The 20,324-nt window shown below is 67.9% G+C and carries 18 protein-coding genes; 8 read left to right on the forward strand and 10 right to left on the reverse strand.

Annotated features, from left to right (window positions below; genetic code table 11):
• Positions 1 to 2 precede the first annotated feature (2 nt).
• The 4 genes from LZ199_RS34585 (at position 3) to LZ199_RS34600 (ending at position 4,428) form a co-directional block, all read left to right on the forward strand.
• Entirely contained in the window at positions 3 to 605 is a 603-nt protein-coding gene (locus tag LZ199_RS34585) for a hypothetical protein (protein ID WP_253998034.1), read from the forward strand.
• 81 nt (positions 606 to 686) lie between these two features.
• Entirely contained in the window at positions 687 to 1,574 is an 888-nt protein-coding gene (locus tag LZ199_RS34590) for a hypothetical protein (RefSeq protein WP_253998035.1), read from the forward strand.
• 42 nt (positions 1,575 to 1,616) lie between these two features.
• On the forward strand, positions 1,617 to 3,275 hold the full coding sequence (locus LZ199_RS34595; protein WP_253998036.1) for a hypothetical protein: 1,659 nt from the start codon (positions 1,617 to 1,619) through the stop codon (positions 3,273 to 3,275).
• A 223-nt stretch (positions 3,276 to 3,498) separates the two neighbouring features.
• A complete protein-coding gene (locus LZ199_RS34600; RefSeq protein WP_253998037.1) occupies positions 3,499 to 4,428 on the forward strand; it encodes a lytic transglycosylase domain-containing protein in 930 nt (309 codons plus the stop codon).
• 47 nt (positions 4,429 to 4,475) lie between these two features.
• Here LZ199_RS34600 and LZ199_RS34605 read toward each other — a convergent pair whose 3' ends face one another.
• Positions 4,476 to 4,892, reverse strand: coding sequence for a hypothetical protein (locus LZ199_RS34605; RefSeq protein WP_253998038.1), 417 nt, complete (start codon positions 4,890 to 4,892; stop codon positions 4,476 to 4,478).
• 400 nt (positions 4,893 to 5,292) lie between these two features.
• On the opposite strand from LZ199_RS34605, the gene LZ199_RS34610 reads away from it, so the two are divergent.
• A complete protein-coding gene (locus LZ199_RS34610; RefSeq protein WP_253998039.1) occupies positions 5,293 to 6,006 on the forward strand; it encodes a hypothetical protein in 714 nt (237 codons plus the stop codon).
• On the opposite strand, the gene LZ199_RS46305 is transcribed toward LZ199_RS34610, so the two are convergent.
• Positions 6,003 to 6,128 (reverse strand): hypothetical protein, encoded by a 126-nt coding sequence (locus LZ199_RS46305; protein ID WP_256569645.1) that lies wholly within the window; start codon positions 6,126 to 6,128, stop codon positions 6,003 to 6,005. The genes LZ199_RS34610 and LZ199_RS46305 overlap by 4 nt on opposite strands.
• Between LZ199_RS46305 and LZ199_RS34615 the strand changes: the two genes are divergently transcribed.
• Positions 6,127 to 6,465: a hypothetical protein gene (locus tag LZ199_RS34615; RefSeq protein WP_253998040.1), complete on the forward strand. Its 339-nt coding sequence runs from the start codon at positions 6,127 to 6,129 to the stop codon at positions 6,463 to 6,465. The genes LZ199_RS46305 and LZ199_RS34615 overlap by 2 nt on opposite strands.
• Positions 6,466 to 6,536: 71 nt before the next feature.
• On the opposite strand, the gene LZ199_RS34620 is transcribed toward LZ199_RS34615, so the two are convergent.
• The 8 genes from LZ199_RS34620 to LZ199_RS34655 form a co-directional block, all read right to left on the reverse strand.
• A complete protein-coding gene (locus tag LZ199_RS34620; protein WP_253998041.1) occupies positions 6,537 to 8,900 on the reverse strand; it encodes a di-heme oxidoredictase family protein in 2,364 nt (787 codons plus the stop codon).
• 121 nt (positions 8,901 to 9,021) lie between these two features.
• A complete protein-coding gene (locus tag LZ199_RS34625) occupies positions 9,022 to 10,137 on the reverse strand; it encodes a glycoside hydrolase family 2 TIM barrel-domain containing protein (RefSeq protein ID WP_253998042.1) in 1,116 nt (371 codons plus the stop codon).
• A gap of 9 nt (positions 10,138 to 10,146) precedes the next feature.
• Positions 10,147 to 11,634 carry a hypothetical protein gene (locus LZ199_RS34630; RefSeq protein ID WP_253998043.1) on the reverse strand — a complete coding sequence of 496 codons (1,488 nt, stop codon included), beginning with the start codon at positions 11,632 to 11,634 and terminating at the stop codon, positions 10,147 to 10,149.
• A 41-nt stretch (positions 11,635 to 11,675) separates the two neighbouring features.
• On the reverse strand, positions 11,676 to 12,899 hold the full coding sequence (locus LZ199_RS34635) for a DUF2403 domain-containing lipoprotein (protein WP_407667284.1): 1,224 nt from the start codon (positions 12,897 to 12,899) through the stop codon (positions 11,676 to 11,678).
• A gap of 551 nt (positions 12,900 to 13,450) precedes the next feature.
• A complete protein-coding gene (locus LZ199_RS34640) occupies positions 13,451 to 14,683 on the reverse strand; it encodes a hypothetical protein (RefSeq protein ID WP_253998044.1) in 1,233 nt (410 codons plus the stop codon).
• Between the two features lie 60 nt (positions 14,684 to 14,743).
• The gene (locus LZ199_RS34645) at positions 14,744 to 15,295 is read right to left on the reverse strand and encodes a YceI family protein (RefSeq protein WP_253998045.1); all 552 of its coding nucleotides are present in this window, start codon (positions 15,293 to 15,295) and stop codon (positions 14,744 to 14,746) included.
• Positions 15,292 to 16,806 carry a DUF1552 domain-containing protein gene (locus LZ199_RS34650; RefSeq protein ID WP_253998046.1) on the reverse strand — a complete coding sequence of 505 codons (1,515 nt, stop codon included), beginning with the start codon at positions 16,804 to 16,806 and terminating at the stop codon, positions 15,292 to 15,294. The genes LZ199_RS34645 and LZ199_RS34650 overlap by 4 nt, the downstream gene beginning before the upstream one ends.
• Complete coding sequence (locus tag LZ199_RS34655; protein ID WP_253998047.1) at positions 16,803 to 18,365, reverse strand: DUF1588 domain-containing protein; 1,563 nt, start codon at positions 18,363 to 18,365, stop codon at positions 16,803 to 16,805. Before LZ199_RS34655 ends, LZ199_RS34650 begins: the two co-directional genes overlap by 4 nt.
• Before the next feature lie 301 nt (positions 18,366 to 18,666).
• Here LZ199_RS34655 and LZ199_RS34660 point away from each other — a divergent pair, with 301 nt between their 5' ends.
• Both LZ199_RS34660 and LZ199_RS34665 read left to right on the forward strand, forming a co-directional pair.
• Positions 18,667 to 19,164: an RNA polymerase sigma factor gene (locus LZ199_RS34660; RefSeq protein WP_253998048.1), complete on the forward strand. Its 498-nt coding sequence runs from the start codon at positions 18,667 to 18,669 to the stop codon at positions 19,162 to 19,164.
• A complete protein-coding gene (locus LZ199_RS34665) occupies positions 19,157 to 20,293 on the forward strand; it encodes a FecR domain-containing protein (protein WP_253998049.1) in 1,137 nt (378 codons plus the stop codon). Before LZ199_RS34660 ends, LZ199_RS34665 begins: the two co-directional genes overlap by 8 nt.
• Positions 20,294 to 20,324 lie beyond the last annotated feature (31 nt).

Below are 20,324 nucleotides of genomic sequence, written 5' to 3' on the forward strand. Positions count from 1 at the left end.
TCATGCGTGCGACGTCATGGAGTGTGAGGGGGCTCGTGCTCGTCGGGCTCTGTGGACCGCTGGCCTGTGGAGACGGCGGCGGAGGCCCGGGGCGCGGAGCGCAGGAGGGGCCGGGAGCGATGACGATTGAGCGGCCTCCGGAGAAGGTGCTCATCACCTGTCCCCTCGGTCATGGCGAGGCGAGGTACGGCACGGGCGTGAAGGCGGCGCCCCGCGACAGCGCGGTGTCGTTCCAGGCGACGGTGAGCAACTGCGTGACGGTGCTCGGCTCGGCGGTGACGTCGGCGACGCTGGGCACGGAGGCGCCCAACTTGATGCGAGGCCTGTCCTGCGCGGACCTGGCGCGAGCCGGAGCCGGGCGCCAGGTGGTGACGTGGAACACGGCGGAGACCTCCACGGTGCTGATGAGCCAGTCACACCTCTCCGTGCAAGACGCGACGACGCTCGTCACGCAGACGGGGAAGGTGCTGTCCGGCAAGTTCCAGGGCGCCACGGCGGTGAGGACCACCACGTTCCTGAGCACGGACATCGACAGTGGCTGCCGCTCCGAAGAGGGACTGACGTACCTGAAGGGACCGGCGACCTTCAGCGTGACGTACCCCTGAGGCCCGGCGCGCGGCGGGGACTGCGCGCGGAGGGTGAAGCATTGCATGATGGCTCCCGCCCGGTGCTGAGCGAGGAGCCGCATGTCCGTCCCCCGAGAGTTTCAGAGCAGGCCCCTCGACAGGTTCCTGGAGAACCGCCCTCCACTGGACTGCCTGGCGCAATGGGACGAGACGGTCCATGACGCGTTCCTGTTGAGCGGCCGGCTCGACACCCCCGCTGAGAAGACGTGGCTGAAGGAGACGTTCCTCGCCCTGCGCAAGCGGGCCAGCGCGGACCTGGTGTCGTTCCATGACGAGCTGATGGTGACGCCGTATGGAGGGACGGACGTGGTGTGTCCGGAGGGGTACTCGCCGTGGCGGGTGGAGTTCGGCCTATCGCTGTTCCCCAAGCGGGAGCAGGGCTTCGCGCGCTTCGAATGCGTCGTGGAGTTCAGCCTGTACGAGACGAGCCCCGAGGCCTTTCGTGTGCTCAAGGTATTGCCGGAGGCGAACGCGCGCGTGAAGGCGTGCGAGGAGCTCAGGGGCACGCTTCAGTTTGAATCACTGCCCCAGGCACGGCTCATGCTGCCCATGCCCAAATCGCGTCGGGCGTCGGAGGTCGCCGTGGAGTTCTATGGGAAGCCAGACCCGGGACCCTCTCTCCACGACGCGGCCTGGAAGTGTGTGAAGGCGGAGGCGCTCGGGGACACGGCGGCGCGCTGGCGGTTGGATGCGGCCTCTCCGAGCCGCACGCCGGGCGCGGAGAGCCACGCGCTCTCAATCATCCTCGCCGTGAAGCCCGATGCTCCCGCCATCCAGGCCGCTGGGAGCCTCTTGGCGTACAGCCAGGAGAACTGGCTGGACGCTGTCGTCGGCGACCACTGGCGGCAGTTCCTCACCAGCGTGCGCGAGTTCCAGGGGAGCGGCGCGCCCGCGGAGGCCTATGGCGAGTGGACGGACCTCCTTGTGCCTCCTCCGCCCAGGGCCTGAGTCTCGTCGGGGGACGATGCAATCCATGTATCCTGCCCCTCCATGCGCTCGATTCTGTTCCTGCTGGTGGTCCTCTCCGCCTGCGCGACCTCTCGTCCGATTGCGAAAGGAGATGGGGGGCTGGCTCCAGGCGAGCCCTCCACCGCGCCGCCAGACGGACCTTTTGGAACGGCGCATCGCTTCAACCTGATGGAGGCATCACCCGACGGGCGATGGTTGATTGCCTGTCAGGCGCGAGAGGACACGGACAAGAACGGTCGAATCGACGAGGACGACCGTACCTTCCCTCACCCGAGGTATGGCGAAGGGGATAAGGCCGTCACGTATCTCTTCCTCGAGTCGGGCCTGGGGACTCCCATCGAGGACTTCCTCGGCGCGGACGTCTCCGGTCGCTACCTCGCGGTGGTTCGCAATCAGACCCTCATCCTCCTCGACGTGTGGACGCGAGAAGAGCGGGAGTTGGTGCGATACCGCGTCCCTGACTCGAACCGACCTGACGCGCTGTGGCCTCCGCCTGTCGCGCGCTTCTCGTCCGACGCAAGGCACATGCTCTACCTGCGAGAGGCGCAAGGGCGCGTGTCCGCCGTCCTGCGGGAGCTGGCCTCGGGCCGCGAGCAACAGGTGGAGGCGGGGGCGGGTGAGCTGCGCAACGCGGACTTCAGCGATGCCGGTGACTGGGTGAATCTCTGGGTCCACACCGAGGACCTTCCCGAGGGTGAGCCTCGCGAGCGGCCGGTCCATTGGTCCTCGCGGCTCCGCGGGTCGTGCAAGCTCGACCCGAAGGGGGAGCGCTACCACATGAATGAGGACAGGCTGGTCTGGCGCGCGCGTCGTGTGGAGGGAGGGCCCCTGCATGAACTCAGGGGCGCGGCGCGCATCGATGAAAGAGAGCCCCTGACCTTGCTGCTGGGACGCTTCATCCTGCGGCGAGGAGAGGCCGGTGAGCTGTTCGCCGAGGACGGCTCGGGCCGGCGCACCGAGTGGGTCCCCGCCTTCTGCGAGGGCCGAATCCTGGTCGCGGACCCTCGGCGTGAGCTCGTGGTGGTGGCGTGCACGTACAAGGGACCGGAGTCGCTGGCCACCGTCGAGCTGCATGGGGCCGAAGTCCATCAGCCGCTGGACTTCCACGTCACCTATCGAGACGAGGACTCAGGCTCCTCTCGCTTCCCGTTTCCACGGCTCATCTCCGTGCCCGAGGGGTTCCCGGAGTACCTCGCTCCCGATGGGCAGGTGGCTCGATTCATCGATACGAGGCGCGTCCTCATCGACCTGGAGACGCGGGCCTTGCACCGCGTCGATGACAACATCGTGGCGACGCAAGGTCTTCTCGCGCTGCTCCGGGCCCCGCTGCACGCCGAGCCCCATGAGGTGATGAGCCGCAGTGACGTCAAGGAGCTCGTCAAGAGTCGCCGCCTTGCCCTGTCCTTGTGGGATGTCGAGACGGGCAAGCGGACTTTGCTCGGCGAGCATGTGACCCACTGGAGCTTCCACGCGGGCTCGCTCGTGCTGGCCGGTGGAATCGTGGTGGACCTGGAGTCGAGACAGGTGGTGGGCAGGCCCTCCGTGATTGACACCACGGTGATGGCGCTCGACAAGCGGGGGCGCATCCTCCGTGGGAAAGCACCTCCGACGGGGCAGGGCCGGCGTGAGCCCTTCCGAGATGTCTGGGGACCTGTCTTTTGGGAGCCCCTGGTCCGGTAGTTGTCTGATGGGCAGGAGATGAGCGGCCGGCTGATGACCGGGGACACTCGGCTGATGACGGCTGTCATCAGGGCGCGAGGCTCCATCGCCGTGCGCGCGCGCGTGGCTGCTTGGAATTTCCAGGGGTTGTTCGTGCCATGCCTGCCGCCGAGGGCTGGCACACGCGCTGCTATGGGCTCCCGGGACGCATCAATCCGCCTCCCATCCCCCGAGGGTCCTCGCCATGAGCATCTCCCCCCTGCAGAACGCCGCTGTCCCCCGCTCCAGCGTCTCCCAGCTTCGCGGCGGTGGCGTGGAGTCCGCATCCCTTGGTCCGTCGGTGGGCACGGGCGTGAAGTCCGCGCCGGGCCTGGCCGCGCTCCAGAAGGACGGCTTCGAGCTGGGGGGCTCGGGTGGCAAGGCGCACCTGGGCAAGCTCCTGGAGAGCACCCTCTCGGTGATGAACACGCTCGTGCAGGTGATGTCGCAGATCGCCGAGCAGGGCGGCGTGCAGGCGCCCCAGGGGGCCAAGGGCGCGTCCAAGAGCTCGTGCTTCAACGGCGACAGCGGCTTCTCTCCGCAGGCGTCCTCGGGGCGGCCTCCGCTGGACCTCAATCCCACGCCGACGGGCCCCAGCGCGACGCCGAGCTTCGATGCGGCGCCGAGCGTCGATGCGGCGCCCAGCGCCGCGGGTGGGAAGAAGCTGGGCGGCAACCTGCCTCCGGGCCTGGAGAAGCTGCGGAGCACCATCGAGTCAGCGGCGGCCAAGACGGGCGTGCCGGCGGAGATGCTGGCCGCGCAAATCTGGCAGGAGTCGCGCGGCAACCTGGACGCTGTCTCCACCAACGGCGGCAATGGCCTGACGGACACCGGCCTGATGCAGGTCAACCCCAACACCTTCAAGGAGCTGCAGTCGAAGCACCCCGAGCTGCAGGGGAAGGACCTCTCCGACCCGGCGACCAACATCCTCGCGGGCGCCTGCTACATGAAGGACATGAAGGAGCAGTTCGGGAGCTGGGACCTGGCGCTGCGCGCCTACAACTCCGGCCCGAACGGCGTGGACCGCAACAACGCGAACGCGATTCCCGCCGGCACCGGTGACGCTACCTACGTGACGAAGGTGAAGGACTTCATGAACACCCTCTCCACGGGCGAGGGCACGCTGCCTGCGTGAGCGGCGGCACGCGGGCCCGTGGCCGAAGTCATGGCGCGGGCCCGGCATCAATCCGCCTCCGCGGGTGGCTCCACCTCGCGCCGGAAGTGGAGCCCGATGATGAGGCACACCATGAGCGCGACGTTGCCGTAGACATAGGCCGCTCCCAGTCCGTATAGGATGTTCGTGGCCTCGGTGACCGCCCAGACCGTCAGCGCCGCCACGCAGAGCACGATGCAGAACGTGCCCATGCAGCCAAACCCTGTCAGCGTTTGATGCCTTGGCCCCTCGACGAAGGGCGCCACGCAGAGCGCTGTCAGCGTGGGCGCCACCGTGAAGAACAGCAGGGGCGGCATGAAGATGTAGATGAGCCCATAGCCCGCGTAGGTCCTCGACTCCTGCAAGCCCATCGTCTCGATGCAGGCGATGGGAAGGGCGCAGAAGAGGAGGACGACCCAGCAGAGACCTGTCAAGGACAGACGCATGGTCAGACACGCTCCTGGCGTTCGCCGCGCCACGGGAAGCGTCCCGCGCGGCCACCCTGGAGCGCACTGCAGGGAGGATGCCGGCTCGCGTTCCCCCTCGTCGCCGCCCGTCTCCGCTCGGAAGTCCGAAGCTCCCCGGGTCCTGGCTGTCCACGGCGGTGACACTGCCCGACCACGGCGTTGACGGTGCCAGGGGGCCTCCGGGGTCTGCCACCTCCCTCTGACACGCCAGGATTGCAGCGGTGCGTCGCGACTTTTCCCCGGGATTTCCGTTCATCGGGTGTGCGGCTGAAGTGACACCGGATTTCACCTGTCCTTCGGCTGCATTGACTCAACGTGAACCAGGGACACACCTGGTCGGCCGCCATGTCGCGGTCGCGTGCAACGGGAGAACAGGGAAATGAAGTCCATCAATGGATGGTGGGGCGCGGTGCTCGTGTCGGGGCTCATCGGCTGTGGACAGGAGGCGAAGGAGCCCGCGCCGGAGCAGGCGGAGATTCTCGCCGCCGAGCAGGAGGCGCGCTTCCTGACGCCGCCCGCGGGTTGTACCGAAATCTCAGTGGGCGAGATGGTCAACGGCATCGAGCTGACGCCGGTGCAGTACGAGCGGCAGCCGACGTTCCGTGGCGACTTCACGAACACCGGCGGCGCGCAGCGGGACGAGCTGCGCATCCGCCTGGACATGAACACCCAGCCGGGGCTGTACGACCTGTCGCTGGGCGGAGCGAACACCTTCACGTGCGACCAGTGCGTCTTCGGCTACCAGGATATCGGCACGACGGCGCAGAAGCTGTTCGTCGCGGATGCGGGTGCGCTGCTGCTCGCGCTGCAGGTGTCGCCGCAGCAGACGGTGGGGGCGCTGTCGAACGTGGTGCTGCGCGAGTCGGTGCTCGCGACGCCCACCTCGGGGCCGTACACGGGTTCGTCGGTGGTGTCGGGGGGCGAGTGCCGGTGGATTCGCTTCGCGACGTGGAACACGGTGCGCCCGGGCGGGTGTGACCCGCGTCAGGGTTCGCTGACGTCGAGCCTGAATGACACGGCGTGTGTCGCCGACGACTACGCGGCGACGGACGGCACGCTGCAGCGCGCGCTGGGGACGAAGACGCAGGGTTAGGCCTGCACGGCGACGCCCGCGGAGAGCGAGTACTCGCTGACGACGACGGACTGCGAGCAGGGCTTCGCGTGCACGGACCTGCTGAGCGACGACGCGCAGTGCCTGAAGACGTGTGACTTCATGGCGGCGACGCCCGGGTGCCCCTCGGGCACGGTGTGCGGTGTGTATGGCCTGTGCATCGAGCAGGCGGTGCTGGAGCCGATTGGCTTCGCGTTCGACACGGCGCTGATTGGCGAGGCGTGCTCGGCGTCCTTCACGGAGTTCTGTGGCGTCGAAGGCGCGCGCGGAACCTGCTTCGACCCGGATGGCGCGGCGGGTCCGGCGGGTGAGTCATGCCACCGCTACGCGCGAGCGCGCTCCGAGTGCGGAGCGGGCGAGGAGCTGGGCTATATCTACTATCCGCTGTCGGGTGGCGGTGGAGACCGCGGCTACGGCTTCTGCTACTTCGACGGTCGCTGAGTCGGCGTGACGTCTCCCCGTCCGGCGGGTCCGGACGGGGAGGGCGCGTCGGGTGTCGAAGGCACCTCGAATCAGAGCGAGCTCACGAAGTCGAGCAGCATGCCGCGCTCTTCCCTGGACATGGCCTTGAAGCGGTCCCGGCTCGCGCTGCCCTGCCCGCCGTGCCACAGGATGGCCTCTTCGAGGGTGCGGGCGCGACCATCGTGGAGGAAGCGCGTCCCGGGATTGGTGTGCTCCAGCAGCCCCAGGCTCCACAGCGGCGCCGTGCGCCACTCCTGCCCGGTGGCGACACCTTGCGGGAAGTTGTCTCCAAGCTCCGGCCCCATGTCGTGCAGCAGCAGGTCCGTGTACGGGCGAAAGGTCTGCTCGCGCAGCTCGGCATAGCGGTGTCCTGTTCCCGTGGTCAGCGTCGCCACGTGGCACGCATTGCAGCGAGCCTGCATGAACAGCACGGCGCCGGCGGCGACGCGCTCCTGCAGCTGACGCTCGGCCGCTTCGTCCGCCCGCATCTGCGCCAGCTCGGCCTGGAGCTTGGATGGGTCCGGGTCCGCGACCAGGTCTCCGAAGTCCACGGCGTAGTTCCGCAGAGGTTGCTCGCCGGGGAAGTGGCGCTGGGGAGGGACCGCCAGGAGGCTGGTGTAGTCCACGATGAGGCGCAGGTGCTCGTCGCTGAGCTCCGGCGTGGCGGCATTCGCATCGCGGCACTCCACGTCGTCCGAGGCCAGGCCGCAGTTGTGGGTCGGGAACATGGACGTCGTCACGCCCATGTCGTTGTTCAGGGCGCCCGCGACCTGCTCCTCCACCGTCGAAGCCGTGCCGCGCCAGCCGAAGCGACCCACGCGGGTGATGGACGGGAAGCGGGGGTCCGGAATCAACTGAAGCTTGCCGACCGCGCCGTCGGGGTCCTGTCGGCTCGCTTCGGCGAGGGCCTTCAACTGCTTCTCCGGCACCGCCTCCAGCAGGCCCATCCCCACCATGTGCGGGGCCGTGTGCACCGACATGCGGGCAGGCAGCTCCAGCGCGTTGCCCTGCCGGTCCGTCAGCGAATAGATGGGCGCTTGCAGCGTGTACGCGGTTCCATCCGGATACTGTCCCGGAGTCTCGCGATACGAGGTGACCTTCAGCACCGCGTTGCGTCCGTCGTACTGCGTCTTCCCGTCGTTCACCACGCCCTGCCAGAGGTGCCCGCCGAAGCGGCTGTCCGGCACGAGCTTGCCGGTGGAGTCCACGTCCGCGGTGAGCACCACCATCGTCGACAAGGGCGTGTTGAGCGCGGGAGAGCTCTTGCCGTTGTTCACATGGCAGTCGATGCAGGAGGCCTGCTGGAACCGGGGGCCCGCCTTGTTCATGGCGGTCGTGACAGGCGGATTGCCGGGCTCGTGGTGGCCCCCCGTGAAGAAGGAGGTGTGAATCAGGCGTCGCCCTTCGGTGAAGGCTTGGATGTTGCGACCCGCGATGTTGAGGCTCGCCTGCATGAAGTTGATGTGGGTGAACCCCGAGGTGTTCTCCTGGAGGGTCATCATCTTGCCGCCCGCCAGGGCGCTGTCCGGGATGGGCGTCGAGTCCCAGGGAATCGCAGGGGCATCACAGCAGGGGCCTCGGTACCAGGGCACGATGCCGGGAGTGCCGACGCGGTAGACGAGCGCGTCCGAGTAGTAGTTGAAGCGACCGAGCGTGTTGCCCTTGGGGCCGTCCAGGAAGATTCCGAGCTCGAACTCGTACAGGTCGCCCTCCCGCAGGTCGCGATTGAGCGCGGCCGAGCGGGTAATCTGCTTCACCAACACGAACTCTCCGTCCGCGAGCGGGACATTGAGGTCCCGAAAGCCGCTGGGGCTGTTGTTGTCCGGAAGGGCGTCGTAGTTCTTGATGGGAGTCTCCAGCTCCTGGTCCTTCCGAAGGGTTCCGGGGGGCAGCTGCTTCATGCCGCCGTTGTCCCCATAGAGCGCCACCGACATCGGCAGGTGGGGCTGCTCTCCTCGCCGCCCGATGTACCCCCCTCGGAAGTTCGTCCCGTACAGCCACCATTGCGGACGCACGACGAGCGTCAGGATGCGGGTGCCGGGCTTCTTGGGGTCGGGATTGGGATTGTCGTAGAGGGTGATGTCGTGGGTGCGGCGCTCGAAGTAGTGCGCCGCGAAGGTCATGTAGTTGTCCCCGCCCAGCGGATTGCCCTTCGGAGGCATCTCGCGTGCGTGGCGGTCGCGCGTGCGTCCGCCAAGCTTCGTCACGAGCGTGCCACCGGGGAGCGTGTAATGCGTCGTGGGCTGCGGGTCGGCCCAGGTCAGCTCGGCATAGCCGTCGGGTCCATTGCCTTCAGGTGCGGTGGGTCCGCCCGGCGATGGCCCGTCGCCGACCTGCACGGTGCCGGAGCTGCAGGCGGCGACCGCCAGACATACGCAGGCAACCGTCGCGAGCAGCGCGGGACGGGTGCTCACTGCGTGCTTCGGACTCCGGCCAGGGATGGCCACCCGCGAAGAACTGCTCGCGGGGGCGAACATTTCAGGAACGCAGCTCACGGTTCGACTCCTTTCAAGACGATGGGACACAGACATCCGCTCAAGGCGCATAGAGACGCTTGAGCGCCTCGTAGGCGGGCCGCGTGTTTCGGTCGACGTCGACGATGCCCCACCACTCTTCATTGAAGGTGCTGTCGGGGTAGGGGCCACCACCCGGGGCCGAGCCACCGTTGTCGTGCTGGGAGGGATTGCCGGCCTTCCACCACTCGTCCGACCACTCGAAGACGGTGCCGCCGGAGCACACGCCGCCAGTGTTCGCGGTCGAGTGGTCGAGAAGCTCCTGGGTCAGGGCGTGGGTCGCCCTGGCCTGGCTTTCGGGGTCGTAGCCGGGGAGCTTCGCATTGAAGGCATCCGCCCCGTACTCGGCGAGGAACATCGGCTTCTGGCTGAGGTCCTTCCACTTGGTGAAGGCGTCTCCGAACGTGATTCCGCGATACATGTTCAGACCCCAGACGTCGATATCCGGCATGGCCGCGATGGTGGCCCTGGAGGGCATCTCTCCATAGACGGTCGCGATGGGGTGCTTGGAGTCGAGCGCCTTGATGGCGGCGGCAATCTGATTCAAGCGCGCCATCGAGTCATTGAAAGACACGTTGGTATACAGGCCGTTGTAGTTCCACTCATTGCCAAGGGACCACATGAGGATGGCGGGGTGGTCCTTGAGCGCCGCGACGTGCTCGGAGGCGCGAGACGCGGGGTCGCCGCCGTAGGCGTACACACTCATGATGACGCGGATGCCCGCGGCGTGAAGCTTGTCCAGCACCGCGGTGTCGCGGAGGGTGTCGTAGGTGCGGACCACGTTGATGCCCGCGGCCTTCATCAGCGAGATATCCTTGTCGGCGAAGGCGGCGTAGTCCCCCCTGGGTGGGTGTTCGCGCCCCTTTCCGACAGGGTTCCAGCAGACGCCCTTCATCTGGATGGCCTGGCCACCGACCTTGATGGCTCGCCCCTCCACGGAAATCTCACCGTCGCCCCAGTTGCTGGTGCCTCCATCTGGAGCACCCCCGTCGAGAACGCCTCCATCCTCGCGCGAGGGTCCGCCATCCTCGCGCGAGGGTCCGCCATCCTCGCGGGGGTCGCTCTGCTCGCTGGAGTCTCCAGAACAGGACTGGAGTGCAACCATCAACAGGCTCAAGACAAGGCCACGAAGTTTCATGAACGCCTTTCAAAAAGATGCGCCCAACGTCCAGTTGAGGCCGGAGTAGCGCTCCTGGGAGATGCCACCCCCGGTCCACTCCGTTCCCGCTCCGGAGAAGGTGTCTGCGTATTTCTGGAAGCGGTAGCGAACGCTGTACTCGAGCGGCCCGACGAGCTCACCGCCGACTCCCGCTTCGAGCCCGAAGCCGCTGCTCGACACCTCGGGGCCATAGCGGTCCTGCTGCTCGCGGCCCGGCTGTGGCCGGATGAAGTACAGGAAGCCCGCCTCGACCCGAGCCAGACGGGCCAGGGTCACTGACACATCCAGCCCCACCGACGCATGGGTGCGGCCCGTCTTGGGAAACAGCGCCTGGTATTCCTCGGCCACCTTGAACGAGTGAGAGAGTCCCCCTGCCCGAAGCCCCACGAACGCGGGGAGAGGCGTGGCCGTGAACGACAGCGGGAAGTACAGTCGATAGGTGCCGAAGAGCGACCAATACATGTCCACGGCGCTCGCGGTTCCCCCAGGTCCACCTCCCTGGATACGGACCTGGGGCCAGCGACGCGACAGCTCGGCGGTGACACCCAGGCCCTCCAGCGCCGTGTCTCCCAGGAGCGCCAGTGGAAACACGTCGAGCCCGGCGCTGAAGCCCGAGTACGGACTGGGCGTTCCGAACAACAGCGAGCGCTCCGGCCTCTCCGTCTGCGGCTGCGATTCCAGTTGGCCGCACGACGTGATGCCGGGGGCCGCGCAATAGGACCGAAAGGTGGTGGCGCCACCGAGCCTCACGGAGACCCATCGAGGCCCCATCACCGGTGCGGGAGTCTTCACGGGCGCCATGTCCTCCGCTGGCGCCGCCGCGACTTCGACCGTGGCCGTGGGCTTGGAGGGGGCGACGCCACTCGAAACCCGTGCGTCCGCCGTGGTCGTGGGCTTGGGGGGAGCGACGCCACTCGAAGCCCGTGCATCCGCCTTGGCCGGGGGCAGAGGAGCAACGTCCTGTGGCATCGAAGCGACCGGCTCCGCGGGCTCAACGGACTCGTGGGGGACGACCTCTGTCGCGGCTCCGCGCAACGTCGTCAGGATGGTGCTTGCGGCCCGGAAGGCATCCTTCTTTGAGAGCCTCCCCTGCTTGAGCGGATACGAGTCGGTTCCGAGCAACCTCCCCGACGCGCTCACCACTTCCACGGTGAGCGCACGTCCCGATACGGCTCCCCGGACGATCGCCGCGAGCTTGAGCTCCCGTGAGAGCGTGGCGATGGCCGCATCCGTGTGAGCCTCGCGTCCCCGCAGCCCCAACCGTCGCGCATGGGTTGCATACAGCTTGCCCTTGATGACGTCGGAGCCCTTGGCCTGCAACGAGCGTTCGAGCTGCTTGCGAACCGCATCCCGACGGTCCCCGGTGAAGTCGAGCACCGCGACCCGCTGCTCCGCACGCGCCCAGAAGGACGTCAGGAGCACGCACAGCAACATCACTGCTTTCAACCGCTGGCCGCGAAGAGTCACTTGTCCCATACCTCTGTCACGTCGCTTCAAGGGTGCACCGCGCTCGCCCATCACCTGGGCAGCCGCAAGGTCCGGACTGCTTCGACCGTCGAGGCCTCCATCCGGGCTGGCAATCCGGGGAGCAGCGCGCCGACCGTGGCGGGAACATTGAGCGGATGGATGAGCGCCAGCTGTACGGTCCGGCTCGGAACGTCGAGGAGAATCAAGAAGTAGCGATAGCCAGACACCGGACGGCGCAGGGCCGCACCGGGCCCACGCGTGGGGCTGGCGACCGCGCCCCGCGCCGCTTCAGCGCTCGTCGCTTTGTCGATGAGGTCGGCTTCCCCACCGAGGGCGCCGACGTTGCACTTCGAGCCACAGGGGCCCTCGCCGACATAGCCCGCATAGCCAAACATGTTGGTGCTGAAGACGTCGAGGTTCCGGAAGTCGTTGTTGTCGTTCACGACCTCGAAGACATTGAACTGACCGCAGCCGTCACCCAGGTACCACTTGTCAGGCTCCTTGGCGTAACAGTGGCAGCCGCCGAAGGCGCCAGCGCGCACGAGCTCTCCATGACTGAGGCCCACCCATGGAGCGTCGAACCAGTTTCCGTTCGAGCCCTGCGAGCACGCCTGTCCCAGCGTCCCCGCGTGGGGCATGGTGGCGAGCATCACGAAGAGCTTCGAGCCCGACCAACCCCAGGCCTTCTTCTTTCCGCTCCCTTGCGGCGGGCAGTACGGCTCGCTCCCCGGGCCGCACGTGAAATCCTCGCTCGTCGAGACGTCGACCAGACATTCGGTCCCGATGACGCCGTCGAACCCCTTCGCCTCGGTGCTGTTCCCCTCGAAGTGCAGGCCCTGCGGGCTCTTCGGGCTCCGTGCGTCCCAGGAAGACACCAGGTTCCAGGGCCCCTTTGAATCGCCCTCCGGTTGATACACGGCGAACTGCTTGACCTTCATCGGACCTCGCAGGGTCACGATGAGGTCCTCGTCCCATGGGGTCAGCGCATTGCCTTCGATGTGGTGCTTGCTGAGACAACACGCGGAGGACTGATAGGCATCACAGGGCCCCGTCGCGGGGTCCCGCCGACTCGGATACCAACCCGGCGCGCCGATGGACTCGAAGGTGAGCGTCCCTCCGTGTGAGGCCGGGTCCAGCTCCGAAGGGTCCAGGTTCGCTCCCAGTCCCCCATCGACGGGACCCGGCGTGGGACCGGTCGGAGCGCCGCCATCCGGCGACCGTGAGCCGGGGCCTTGCGAACATGCGCACAGCAGCGCCAGGAGCAGGCTCGTCACTTCGAGGCGTCGGCGTCGGCGACGACCCCGGAGGACCAACACCGGAGCGCCGAGCAGCGCGAGCGTGGAAGGCGCCGAAGCGGCCGTGCATCCAAGGCCATACTGGATGGGGGGCGCCTCCGAGGGGATGACGCCCGGCGTGCCTCCATCCGTGGTCGACCCGAAGAAGAGGTCTGAGCTTCCGTTCGAGGAGGCCACGTTGGGATTGCGGCCCGCCGCCAGCTCGTCCCAATCACCGGTGCCGTCTCCATCCGTATCCGCCCGGTCCTCTCTGACTCCGCCGAGCGCCGTCTGAAGTGACTCCGTGTCGAACGCGCCAGTCAGTCCGTGCTGCCGCAGCGTCTCCGCGAAGGGTTGGGTGGCGGTGCCTCGCCCACCGATGGCGGTGGCGTGGCAAAGGATGCAGGGTGGTGTGTTCTCCATCGCCGTCGCCGTCCGAATCGCCGAGGGGAAATTGCTGGTGGCCCCCGAGGTGGTGCCAAGGAAGAGCGCGACCAGCACCAGTGGTCGGGCGAGACGGGGAGGGCAGAGGGCGCTTGTCACGATGGGGCTCACAGGTAGAAGTGCAGCAGGAGGACGCTGCCCAGGTTGGAGATGGAGGGCTGCCCCTGGACAGGCGTCTGCCGGGCAAACCCGTCGAGCCGGACCTCGAGGCCCCGCGCCGCGAACCAGCTCAATCCCAGCCAGCCCCCGAGCTGCATGCCCGTCGCTCCGCGCTGGTCCTCGCGAAGGAACTCGACGGTGCCCAGCAGGTGCAGGCCACGGACGACCTCCAGGTCCGCCTGGGCGTACCCCACCACGCCCGCCTGGGTCCCTCCCTGCTGGCTGCCACGCACCAGCGCGTCCAGCTCGGCAATCAGGGCGAGGTCGGGAGACGGCGCGTAGCGGGCGAACAGTCCATGTGCTTGACGCAACGTATTCGCCTCCAGGTTGAGGCGGTCGAAGCGGGCGAAGGTCACCAGGCTGGACACCCCCGCTGTCAGGTTCGGTGCGAAGGCGTACTCGAGGTAGCCGGAGGCCCCGCGTTCGCGAAAGCCGTCCGGGCCCACCTGGAAGTTGCCGGCGATGGCCATCACCTCGGTGCGGAAGCTCTCCCCCGAGTAGGCCACCGCCACTCCGTGCTGCTGGGTGTCGTTGAAGTCCGTGCGGGTCACCGCTCGGGCCCAGAGCGTGTGTTCGACGGAGCGGATTCCGAAGGGGAGTGTCAAACGCCCGGCTCTGATGAACAGCGCCTCCTCCAGCAGGGCGGCTCCCAGCCAATAATCGCGGCTGACGAGCTTCGGCCCGTCGATGTCGCCGACAGGGGTCAGGCTGGCCGCGAAGGCGCGGCGGGGGGCCACACCGAGCGAGGCCATGGCCCTGAATGCCCCCACCACCACCGCGGCGCGAACATCGGCGGCCATCACCACGGGCACCATCACGTCGCGGACCTGTCCCTCGTCGCTCGCGGCTCCCAGGTTCACCGAGCGCGTGAAGAGGCCCCCCGCGCGCACCGACACCTCCGGTAGAAACCACTCCGGGCGAGAGGTGCCGAGCGCGCCGTAGAGGAACTGCGTGTTGGAGTCCGCTTCACCTTCCGGGCTGTGCGCCCCCCATTGAGTCTCCAGGAGGGTCTGCTGCTGCGCGCGCCCGTAATCCGTCATCACGCCGCCACCGCTGGGGTCGACGTGACAGGACTGGCAGCTCGTGTAGTTGTGTTTGATCATCCAGGGGAACGCCAGGGCCGCCCGTGGATGGACCAGCAGGCACAGCGCAAGCGTCCAGGTGAGCACTCGAACAGACACGTCTGGGTCCTTCTCTCAGCGCTCACGAACGGCATTGCCCGCCGACGCGCGCGAATGTTCTCAGGCCTGGGTGATTTCGAAGGAGACGTCGACGTCGATGTCTGGCTTGACGGTGATGCCCATGTAGCTCGGGACGGCGACGCCGAAGTCCTTGAAGTTCACCTTCACCCGCGAGGTCACCTTCGTCGTCTGCGCGGCCGCGCGCTCCGCGCTGTAGTGCAGGACGACTTCTCGCGTCTCGCCGTGCAGGGTGAGCAGGCCCTTGGCCTGGCCGGACTTCGTCTCACCCTGGGCCGGCACCAGCAGCTCGCCGCGCTTCACCACGAGGACGGCCTGGGGGAACCGGGCCGTCTCCAGGTACTTCTCCTTCATGTGTCGATTGCGCAGCTCGATGCCCGTGTCGAGGGAGTCCAGCGGCACCGTGAAGGTGAGGGACTGGCCGTCGTCCTTGAGCGACAGCTTCCCCGTGGTCCCCACCAGCTTGAAGCCGGCGGGTCCCTTTCCAGTGAATGAAACCTGGCTCGCTCCCTGAAGCGTGAACTCCGAGGCGGAGGCGACCCCCGGAGTCCCCAGGAGAAGCCCCAGCGACAGCACCACCAGGAGCGCCCTCACGCGAGAATCTCGGTGAGCTCCGCGTTCGCCACGCCTCGCACGTCCTCTCCGAACGAGGTCACGGGCATGCCGAAGACGTTTCGCATGAGCGTGTACCAGAGGTCACGGAGCTGCCGGTCATTGCCCACCGAGTCGTAGGCGATGTGTGTGTTCTGCTTCAGGATGCCGTTGCCGCCGACGATGAGGATGGGCAGGTCGAACGCATCGTGGTCGTGCGTGCGCATCTCGCTGAGGAACACGAGCGTGGTGTGGTCGAGCACGGTGCCGTCGCCTTCGGGGATGGCATCCAGCTTGAGCGCGAGCTCCGCCACCTTGCGGCCCATCCAGGCGTTGATGGCCGCGAAGCTACGGTTGCTCGGCTTGATGATTTTGTACCGGCCATTCTCCGCTGTATCGGCGAGCTCGCCCTCTCCGTGCTGGCTGCCGTGGTAGTGGAGGCTGGAGCCCGCGTTGTACGCGAGCCCCACGCGGGTACGGTCCGCGGCGGGGATGTTGCGGTATTCGAACTCGGAGCGCGCGTCGTCGAGCAGGTGGGTCACCACGCGCGTGCGGTCACACTCGAAGGCGAGGGTGATGAGGTCGTTCATCACGTCGGCGTGGAGCTCGTGGTCGTACCCGTCCTGTCCCTGGGACAGCCCCTGCTGCGGGCCGGGCGGCTCGGGCACCGCGCCAGGCGCGGGGAGCGCGCGGCAGGTGGCCGAGACTTCATCGGCGGCGAGCTCCAGGCTCCGCACGGTCGTCAGGTACTGGTCCAGCACCTGCTGGTCCCGGCTGCTCACGCGCTTCTTGATGCGGTTCATGTCCTCGCGGACAGCGTCCAGCACGCTCTTCTCGCGCGCCTTGAGCCTGGCGAGCTCGGTCGGAGTCTGCGCGTTGCCGCTCCCGACCAACGCGTCGAAGATGACGCGCGGATTGACGTTCCGCTTGAGCGGCTCCGTCGGCGACTTCCACGACAGCACCTGGTTGTAGGCGTAGCTGCGGTAGTCGAAGAAGCCTGGCTTGACGCCCAGACCGGTCTGCATCGAGTTGAGGCCCGTCTGTCCCTGGAGGGTCTGCGCGATGAGCTGGTCCACCGAGGTGGTGCTGCGCACCGCGGAGTCGAGGGGGAGCTTCGCCTTGCGCGCGACCTCATCTGCGTCGATGCAGGTGGTGACGGCCGACATGCAGCGCGCGTGGGACGGCTCGACGCTCGGGGACGGTGACTCGCCGTTGTGGCTCCACGTGTAGTTGCCCAGCCGGCTCACCATCATCAGCTTGTGCTTGAGGGGCTGGAAGGGCGTGAGCACGTTGGGCAGTTGGAACGCGTCACCGGAGACGGACGTTCCGAAGGCGGGGGCCGTGCTCCACCAGTCGTGCGGAGCGCCGTTGGGGAAGGCGCAGAGCAACAGACGGCGAGGCATGCTCCCGGTTGCGGCGCGGGCGACGCGAGGCGCGAGCGCCTCCAACCAGGGAAGGAACAGCGCGACACCTGCTCCGCGCAGCACGGTCCGGCGCGACATTGAAGTCTTCATGGAGCCTCCTCTGCGTGCCCGCGGAAGGCGGGCGAAACCACGACGTGATGAAGGAGCTCGCGGAGCGTTCCCGCCTTCCAGGTGGCTGCCAGCCTGGCGACTCGCGGCTCGTCTTCCGGCACCAGGCTGCGGCGCATGGCGAAGCTGTACAGCTTCCGCGGCGCGCAATCGCCGAGCCGCGAATCCTCCGAGAGCAGCGGCAGCAGCTCCGACACGTTGGCGATGGGGATGCCCTCGTAGACGCCGCTCGAGTCGATGGGGTGCCCCTCGTCCAGGGTGCGGTAGCGACCCACCGGGTCGAAGTTCTCCAGGCTGAGTCCGAGCGGGTCGAGCATGTTGTGGCAGCCCGCGCAGGACGGATTTCGCCGGTGCGCCTCCAGTCGCTCACGCACGGTCCTGGGCGACTGGCCCTCCTCCGGTGGAAGCTCCGTGACGACTCCTGGCGGAGGCGTCATGTCGGTGCAGAAGAGCGACGTGATGACGCCCTTGGCGCGAGCGGTGGGCGAGGTGCGGTCGCTGTGTGAGCTGAGCGCCAGGTAGGCCGGCAGCGTCAGGAAGCCGCGACGCTGAAAGGTCGTCGGGTCGGCGGCGAGCAGCGGCTGGATGGCCGTGTTCGCCGGGTGCGGGGCCAGGAACACCTCTCTCCAGGGCGTGGTCCCCGTCACGAAGCCGGACAAGAAGGCGTTGGCCTGCGCTTCGACTCCCTTCGCCACCTCCGGCGTCCATTGGGGGAAGCGGCTGGTGTCCACGTTGTGGCTCGACAGCCGCACGGTGCCGAGCCACTGGCCGAGGAACTGGGAGACGAAGCGCTGACCTCGAGGATCCGCCAGCATCCTGTCCGTCATGGCGATGAGCTCCGCGTCCTCGTCGAGCTTGCCGCTCTCGGCGAGGGCGAGCAGCGCGTCGTCGGGCATGGAGCCCCAGAGCAGGTAGGAGAGGCGGCTCGCCAGCGCCGCGGATTCGAGCTCGCTCTTGCTCGGTCCGGGACGCTCGATGCGCAGGAAGAACGACGGACTGCTGAGCATCACCCGGAGCACGTGCGCGACCGCGTCCACATGGCCCAGCTCCAGTGACTGTCTCGCCTTCTGGTAGGTCGCCAGGTACGCGTCCACCTCTTCGGCGTCGAGGGAGCGGCGAAACGCGCGGCGACCCAGCGTCGTCACGAGGGACTTGGGACATTCAGCGTCCGTGTCGCTCGCGGGAGTGCAGGTGACCAGACGCGCGGTCAGCTCGGGCGACTCGAAGGCCTTGGCCACCACGTCGCGGGCGGCGTTGAAGACCGCTTCACTTTGAACCTCCGACAGGGAGGCGAGCACGCCCACGTTCGCGTCGAACTCGGACGATGAGGCCGCTGGGAAGTAGTCGGCTGGCCGAGACGTGACTCCGAGCAGGTCCTGAACCGTCGCGTTGTATTCCGACGCGGTCAGCAGATGCGCCGGCAGCGTCTCGCCCTCACCTCGGTTCGAGTCCGACAGGGAGAGAAAGGAAGAGCCCTCACATGCCGAGAGCCCGAGAAGAAGACAGACCCCCACACGTTTGGAGGCTGAGTCGAGACGCATGGTCGCTCCTTGCAGAGGCGCGGAGGGGGACGGGTTTCCTGGCTGTGGAGTCGAGCGGGGGGATGGCCTCTGCAACGCTGCTGTAGAGACTCGGGCTGCGGATTTCGGCTCAACGAAATCGACGAGACGGAGTCGCTCGTTCGCGGAAGTGGAGGCAGGCGGCGCCTGGTGTAGGCGAAGGAAGCACGTGCCTTTCGCTCGCACTCGCCTGGTTGGTGTGAGCCGTTTTGGGCGGTAGTGTCTCTAGAGGGCCATGTCCGTACCCGGGCGACTCATTCCATTGCACCAGGACGCCGCTGAGGTGGAGGTCGATCCGGCCGACCTCACCGCCGTGGTTCGGGCATACCGTCCCTATGTCGCGGGGGTGGTGAAGCGCATGTTGGGACGTGACGACGAGGTCGACGACATCGTGCAGGACACCTTCGTGCGCGCCATCGATGGCCTCAAGCGGCTCGAAAACCCCCTGCGGGTGAAGCCCTACCTGGCGTCGACGGCGGTGCGGCTGACGCTGCGCCGGCTGCGCAGGCGGCGACTGCAGCGCGCTTTCGGCCTGTGGGAGCGTTGGCACCCCACGCTGCTCTCCACGCCCCGCGCCAACGGCGAGCACATGGCGCTGTTGAGTGACGTGTATCGGGTGCTCGACAGCAGGTCCGCGGACGAGCAGGTAGCGTGGAGCCTGCGCTATCTCGAAGGGGAGCGGCTGGAGCGCGTCGCCGAGCTGTTGGGCTGCTCGATCTCAACGGCCAAACGACGCATCGCCGCGGTGGATGCGGCGATGGAGGAGGCGCACCGTGACTGAACGGCACCAGCGTTGGGCTGAGGCGGCGCGCTCGCTCGAACCGCAGTACTCGACCCACGAGGCGACCCTGTTCGAGGCCGAGGTGCGCCGGCGCTACCGTCAGAGGGAGGTGCGCAAGCGGGTGGCGCTGTCCGGGGTTGGCGTCGCGGTGCTCGTGCTGGTCGCGCTCTTCATCCCTTCGAAGTCGAGCGGGCCCGGCGTCCCCGAGGTCGTCATTGGTGAAGACGCGCGGGTGGTGATGCCCATCGGCGCGCCGGTGCGCACCCTCCGCTCGGAGCCGGGACTTTTGTGGCTGGAGCTGGAGCGCGGCGTCATGCACTTCAGGGTCGCCCCGCAGCATGGGCGGCTGGTGCGGGTGTCGGCTGGCGCGGTGGAGGTCGAGGTGGTCGGCACCGCGTTTTCGGTCACTCGCGACGACACGCAGGTGAGCGTGGTCGTCACCGAGGGCCGCGTTCGGGTGCGCGCCGGAGCTCGGGAGACGTTGCTGGCGGCGGGCGAGCAGGGCGCCTTCCGCGTGGAGGCACTCGCCCCTGAAGCCGTTGACGCGCCCGCCGTGCCTGACGACGTGACGACCGAGGCGAGCAAGGACGGGGGTGTGCCCGCGATGTCCGAGGCGCCGAGCGTGGCGCAGGCACCGCAGCCCCCGGGCAGGAAGAGCGTGCGTCGTCCGGCCACCTGGCGAGCGCACGCCGAGCAAGGGGATTTCCAGACGGCATGGTCGGCGCTGCAGCGCGAGGGCGCTCCCGAGGACGAGCCTGGAGATCTGCTCCGCGCCGCCGACGTGGCCCGTCTCAGCGGACACCCCGAGGCTTCGCTCACGCCGCTGCGCAGGGTGCTGTCGCGCTTTCGCGGGGACCCGCGTGCGTCGCTCGCCGCCTTCACCCTCGGTCGGGTGCTGCTGGACGACCTGGGCAACCCGCGAGAGGCGGCCGACGCGTTTCTGGAGGCGCACGCACTGGCTCCGAAGGGCCCGCTCGCCCCCGACGCGCTCGCCCGCGCCGTCGAGGCCCAGGCCCAGGCGGGAGATGTCGCGGCGGCCCGCGGCACCGCCGAGCGCTTCGTCGAAGAGTTTCCGCAGTCGCGGCGAATCGACGCCGTGAGACAGTGGGGGAGGCTCGAAGCACCGTGATGTCCCTTCTTCCGTCCGGGTCCTCCGGCGC

The sequence above is a fragment of the Myxococcus qinghaiensis genome (genome assembly GCF_024198215.1).
In the GTDB taxonomy this organism is placed as follows: Bacteria; Myxococcota; Myxococcia; order Myxococcales; family Myxococcaceae; genus Myxococcus; species Myxococcus qinghaiensis.

Coding starts and splice junctions, on each gene's coding strand:
- LZ199_RS34585 (WP_253998034.1), top strand. CDS start 3: ATGCGTGCGACGTCATGGAGTGTGAGGGGGCTCGTGCTCGTCGGGCTC.
- LZ199_RS34590 (WP_253998035.1), top strand. CDS start 687: ATGTCCGTCCCCCGAGAGTTTCAGAGCAGGCCCCTCGACAGGTTCCTG.
- LZ199_RS34595 (WP_253998036.1), top strand. CDS start 1,617: ATGCGCTCGATTCTGTTCCTGCTGGTGGTCCTCTCCGCCTGCGCGACC.
- LZ199_RS34600 (WP_253998037.1), top strand. CDS start 3,499: ATGAGCATCTCCCCCCTGCAGAACGCCGCTGTCCCCCGCTCCAGCGTC.
- LZ199_RS34605 (WP_253998038.1), bottom strand. CDS start 4,892: ATGCGTCTGTCCTTGACAGGTCTCTGCTGGGTCGTCCTCCTCTTCTGC.
- LZ199_RS34610 (WP_253998039.1), top strand. CDS start 5,293: ATGAAGTCCATCAATGGATGGTGGGGCGCGGTGCTCGTGTCGGGGCTC.
- LZ199_RS34615 (WP_253998040.1), top strand. CDS start 6,127: ATGGCGGCGACGCCCGGGTGCCCCTCGGGCACGGTGTGCGGTGTGTAT.
- LZ199_RS46305 (WP_256569645.1), bottom strand. CDS start 6,128: ATGAAGTCACACGTCTTCAGGCACTGCGCGTCGTCGCTCAGCAGGTCC.
- LZ199_RS34625 (WP_253998042.1), bottom strand. CDS start 10,137: ATGAAACTTCGTGGCCTTGTCTTGAGCCTGTTGATGGTTGCACTCCAG.
- LZ199_RS34630 (WP_253998043.1), bottom strand. CDS start 11,634: ATGGGACAAGTGACTCTTCGCGGCCAGCGGTTGAAAGCAGTGATGTTG.
- LZ199_RS34650 (WP_253998046.1), bottom strand. CDS start 16,806: ATGAAGACTTCAATGTCGCGCCGGACCGTGCTGCGCGGAGCAGGTGTC.
- LZ199_RS34655 (WP_253998047.1), bottom strand. CDS start 18,365: ATGCGTCTCGACTCAGCCTCCAAACGTGTGGGGGTCTGTCTTCTTCTC.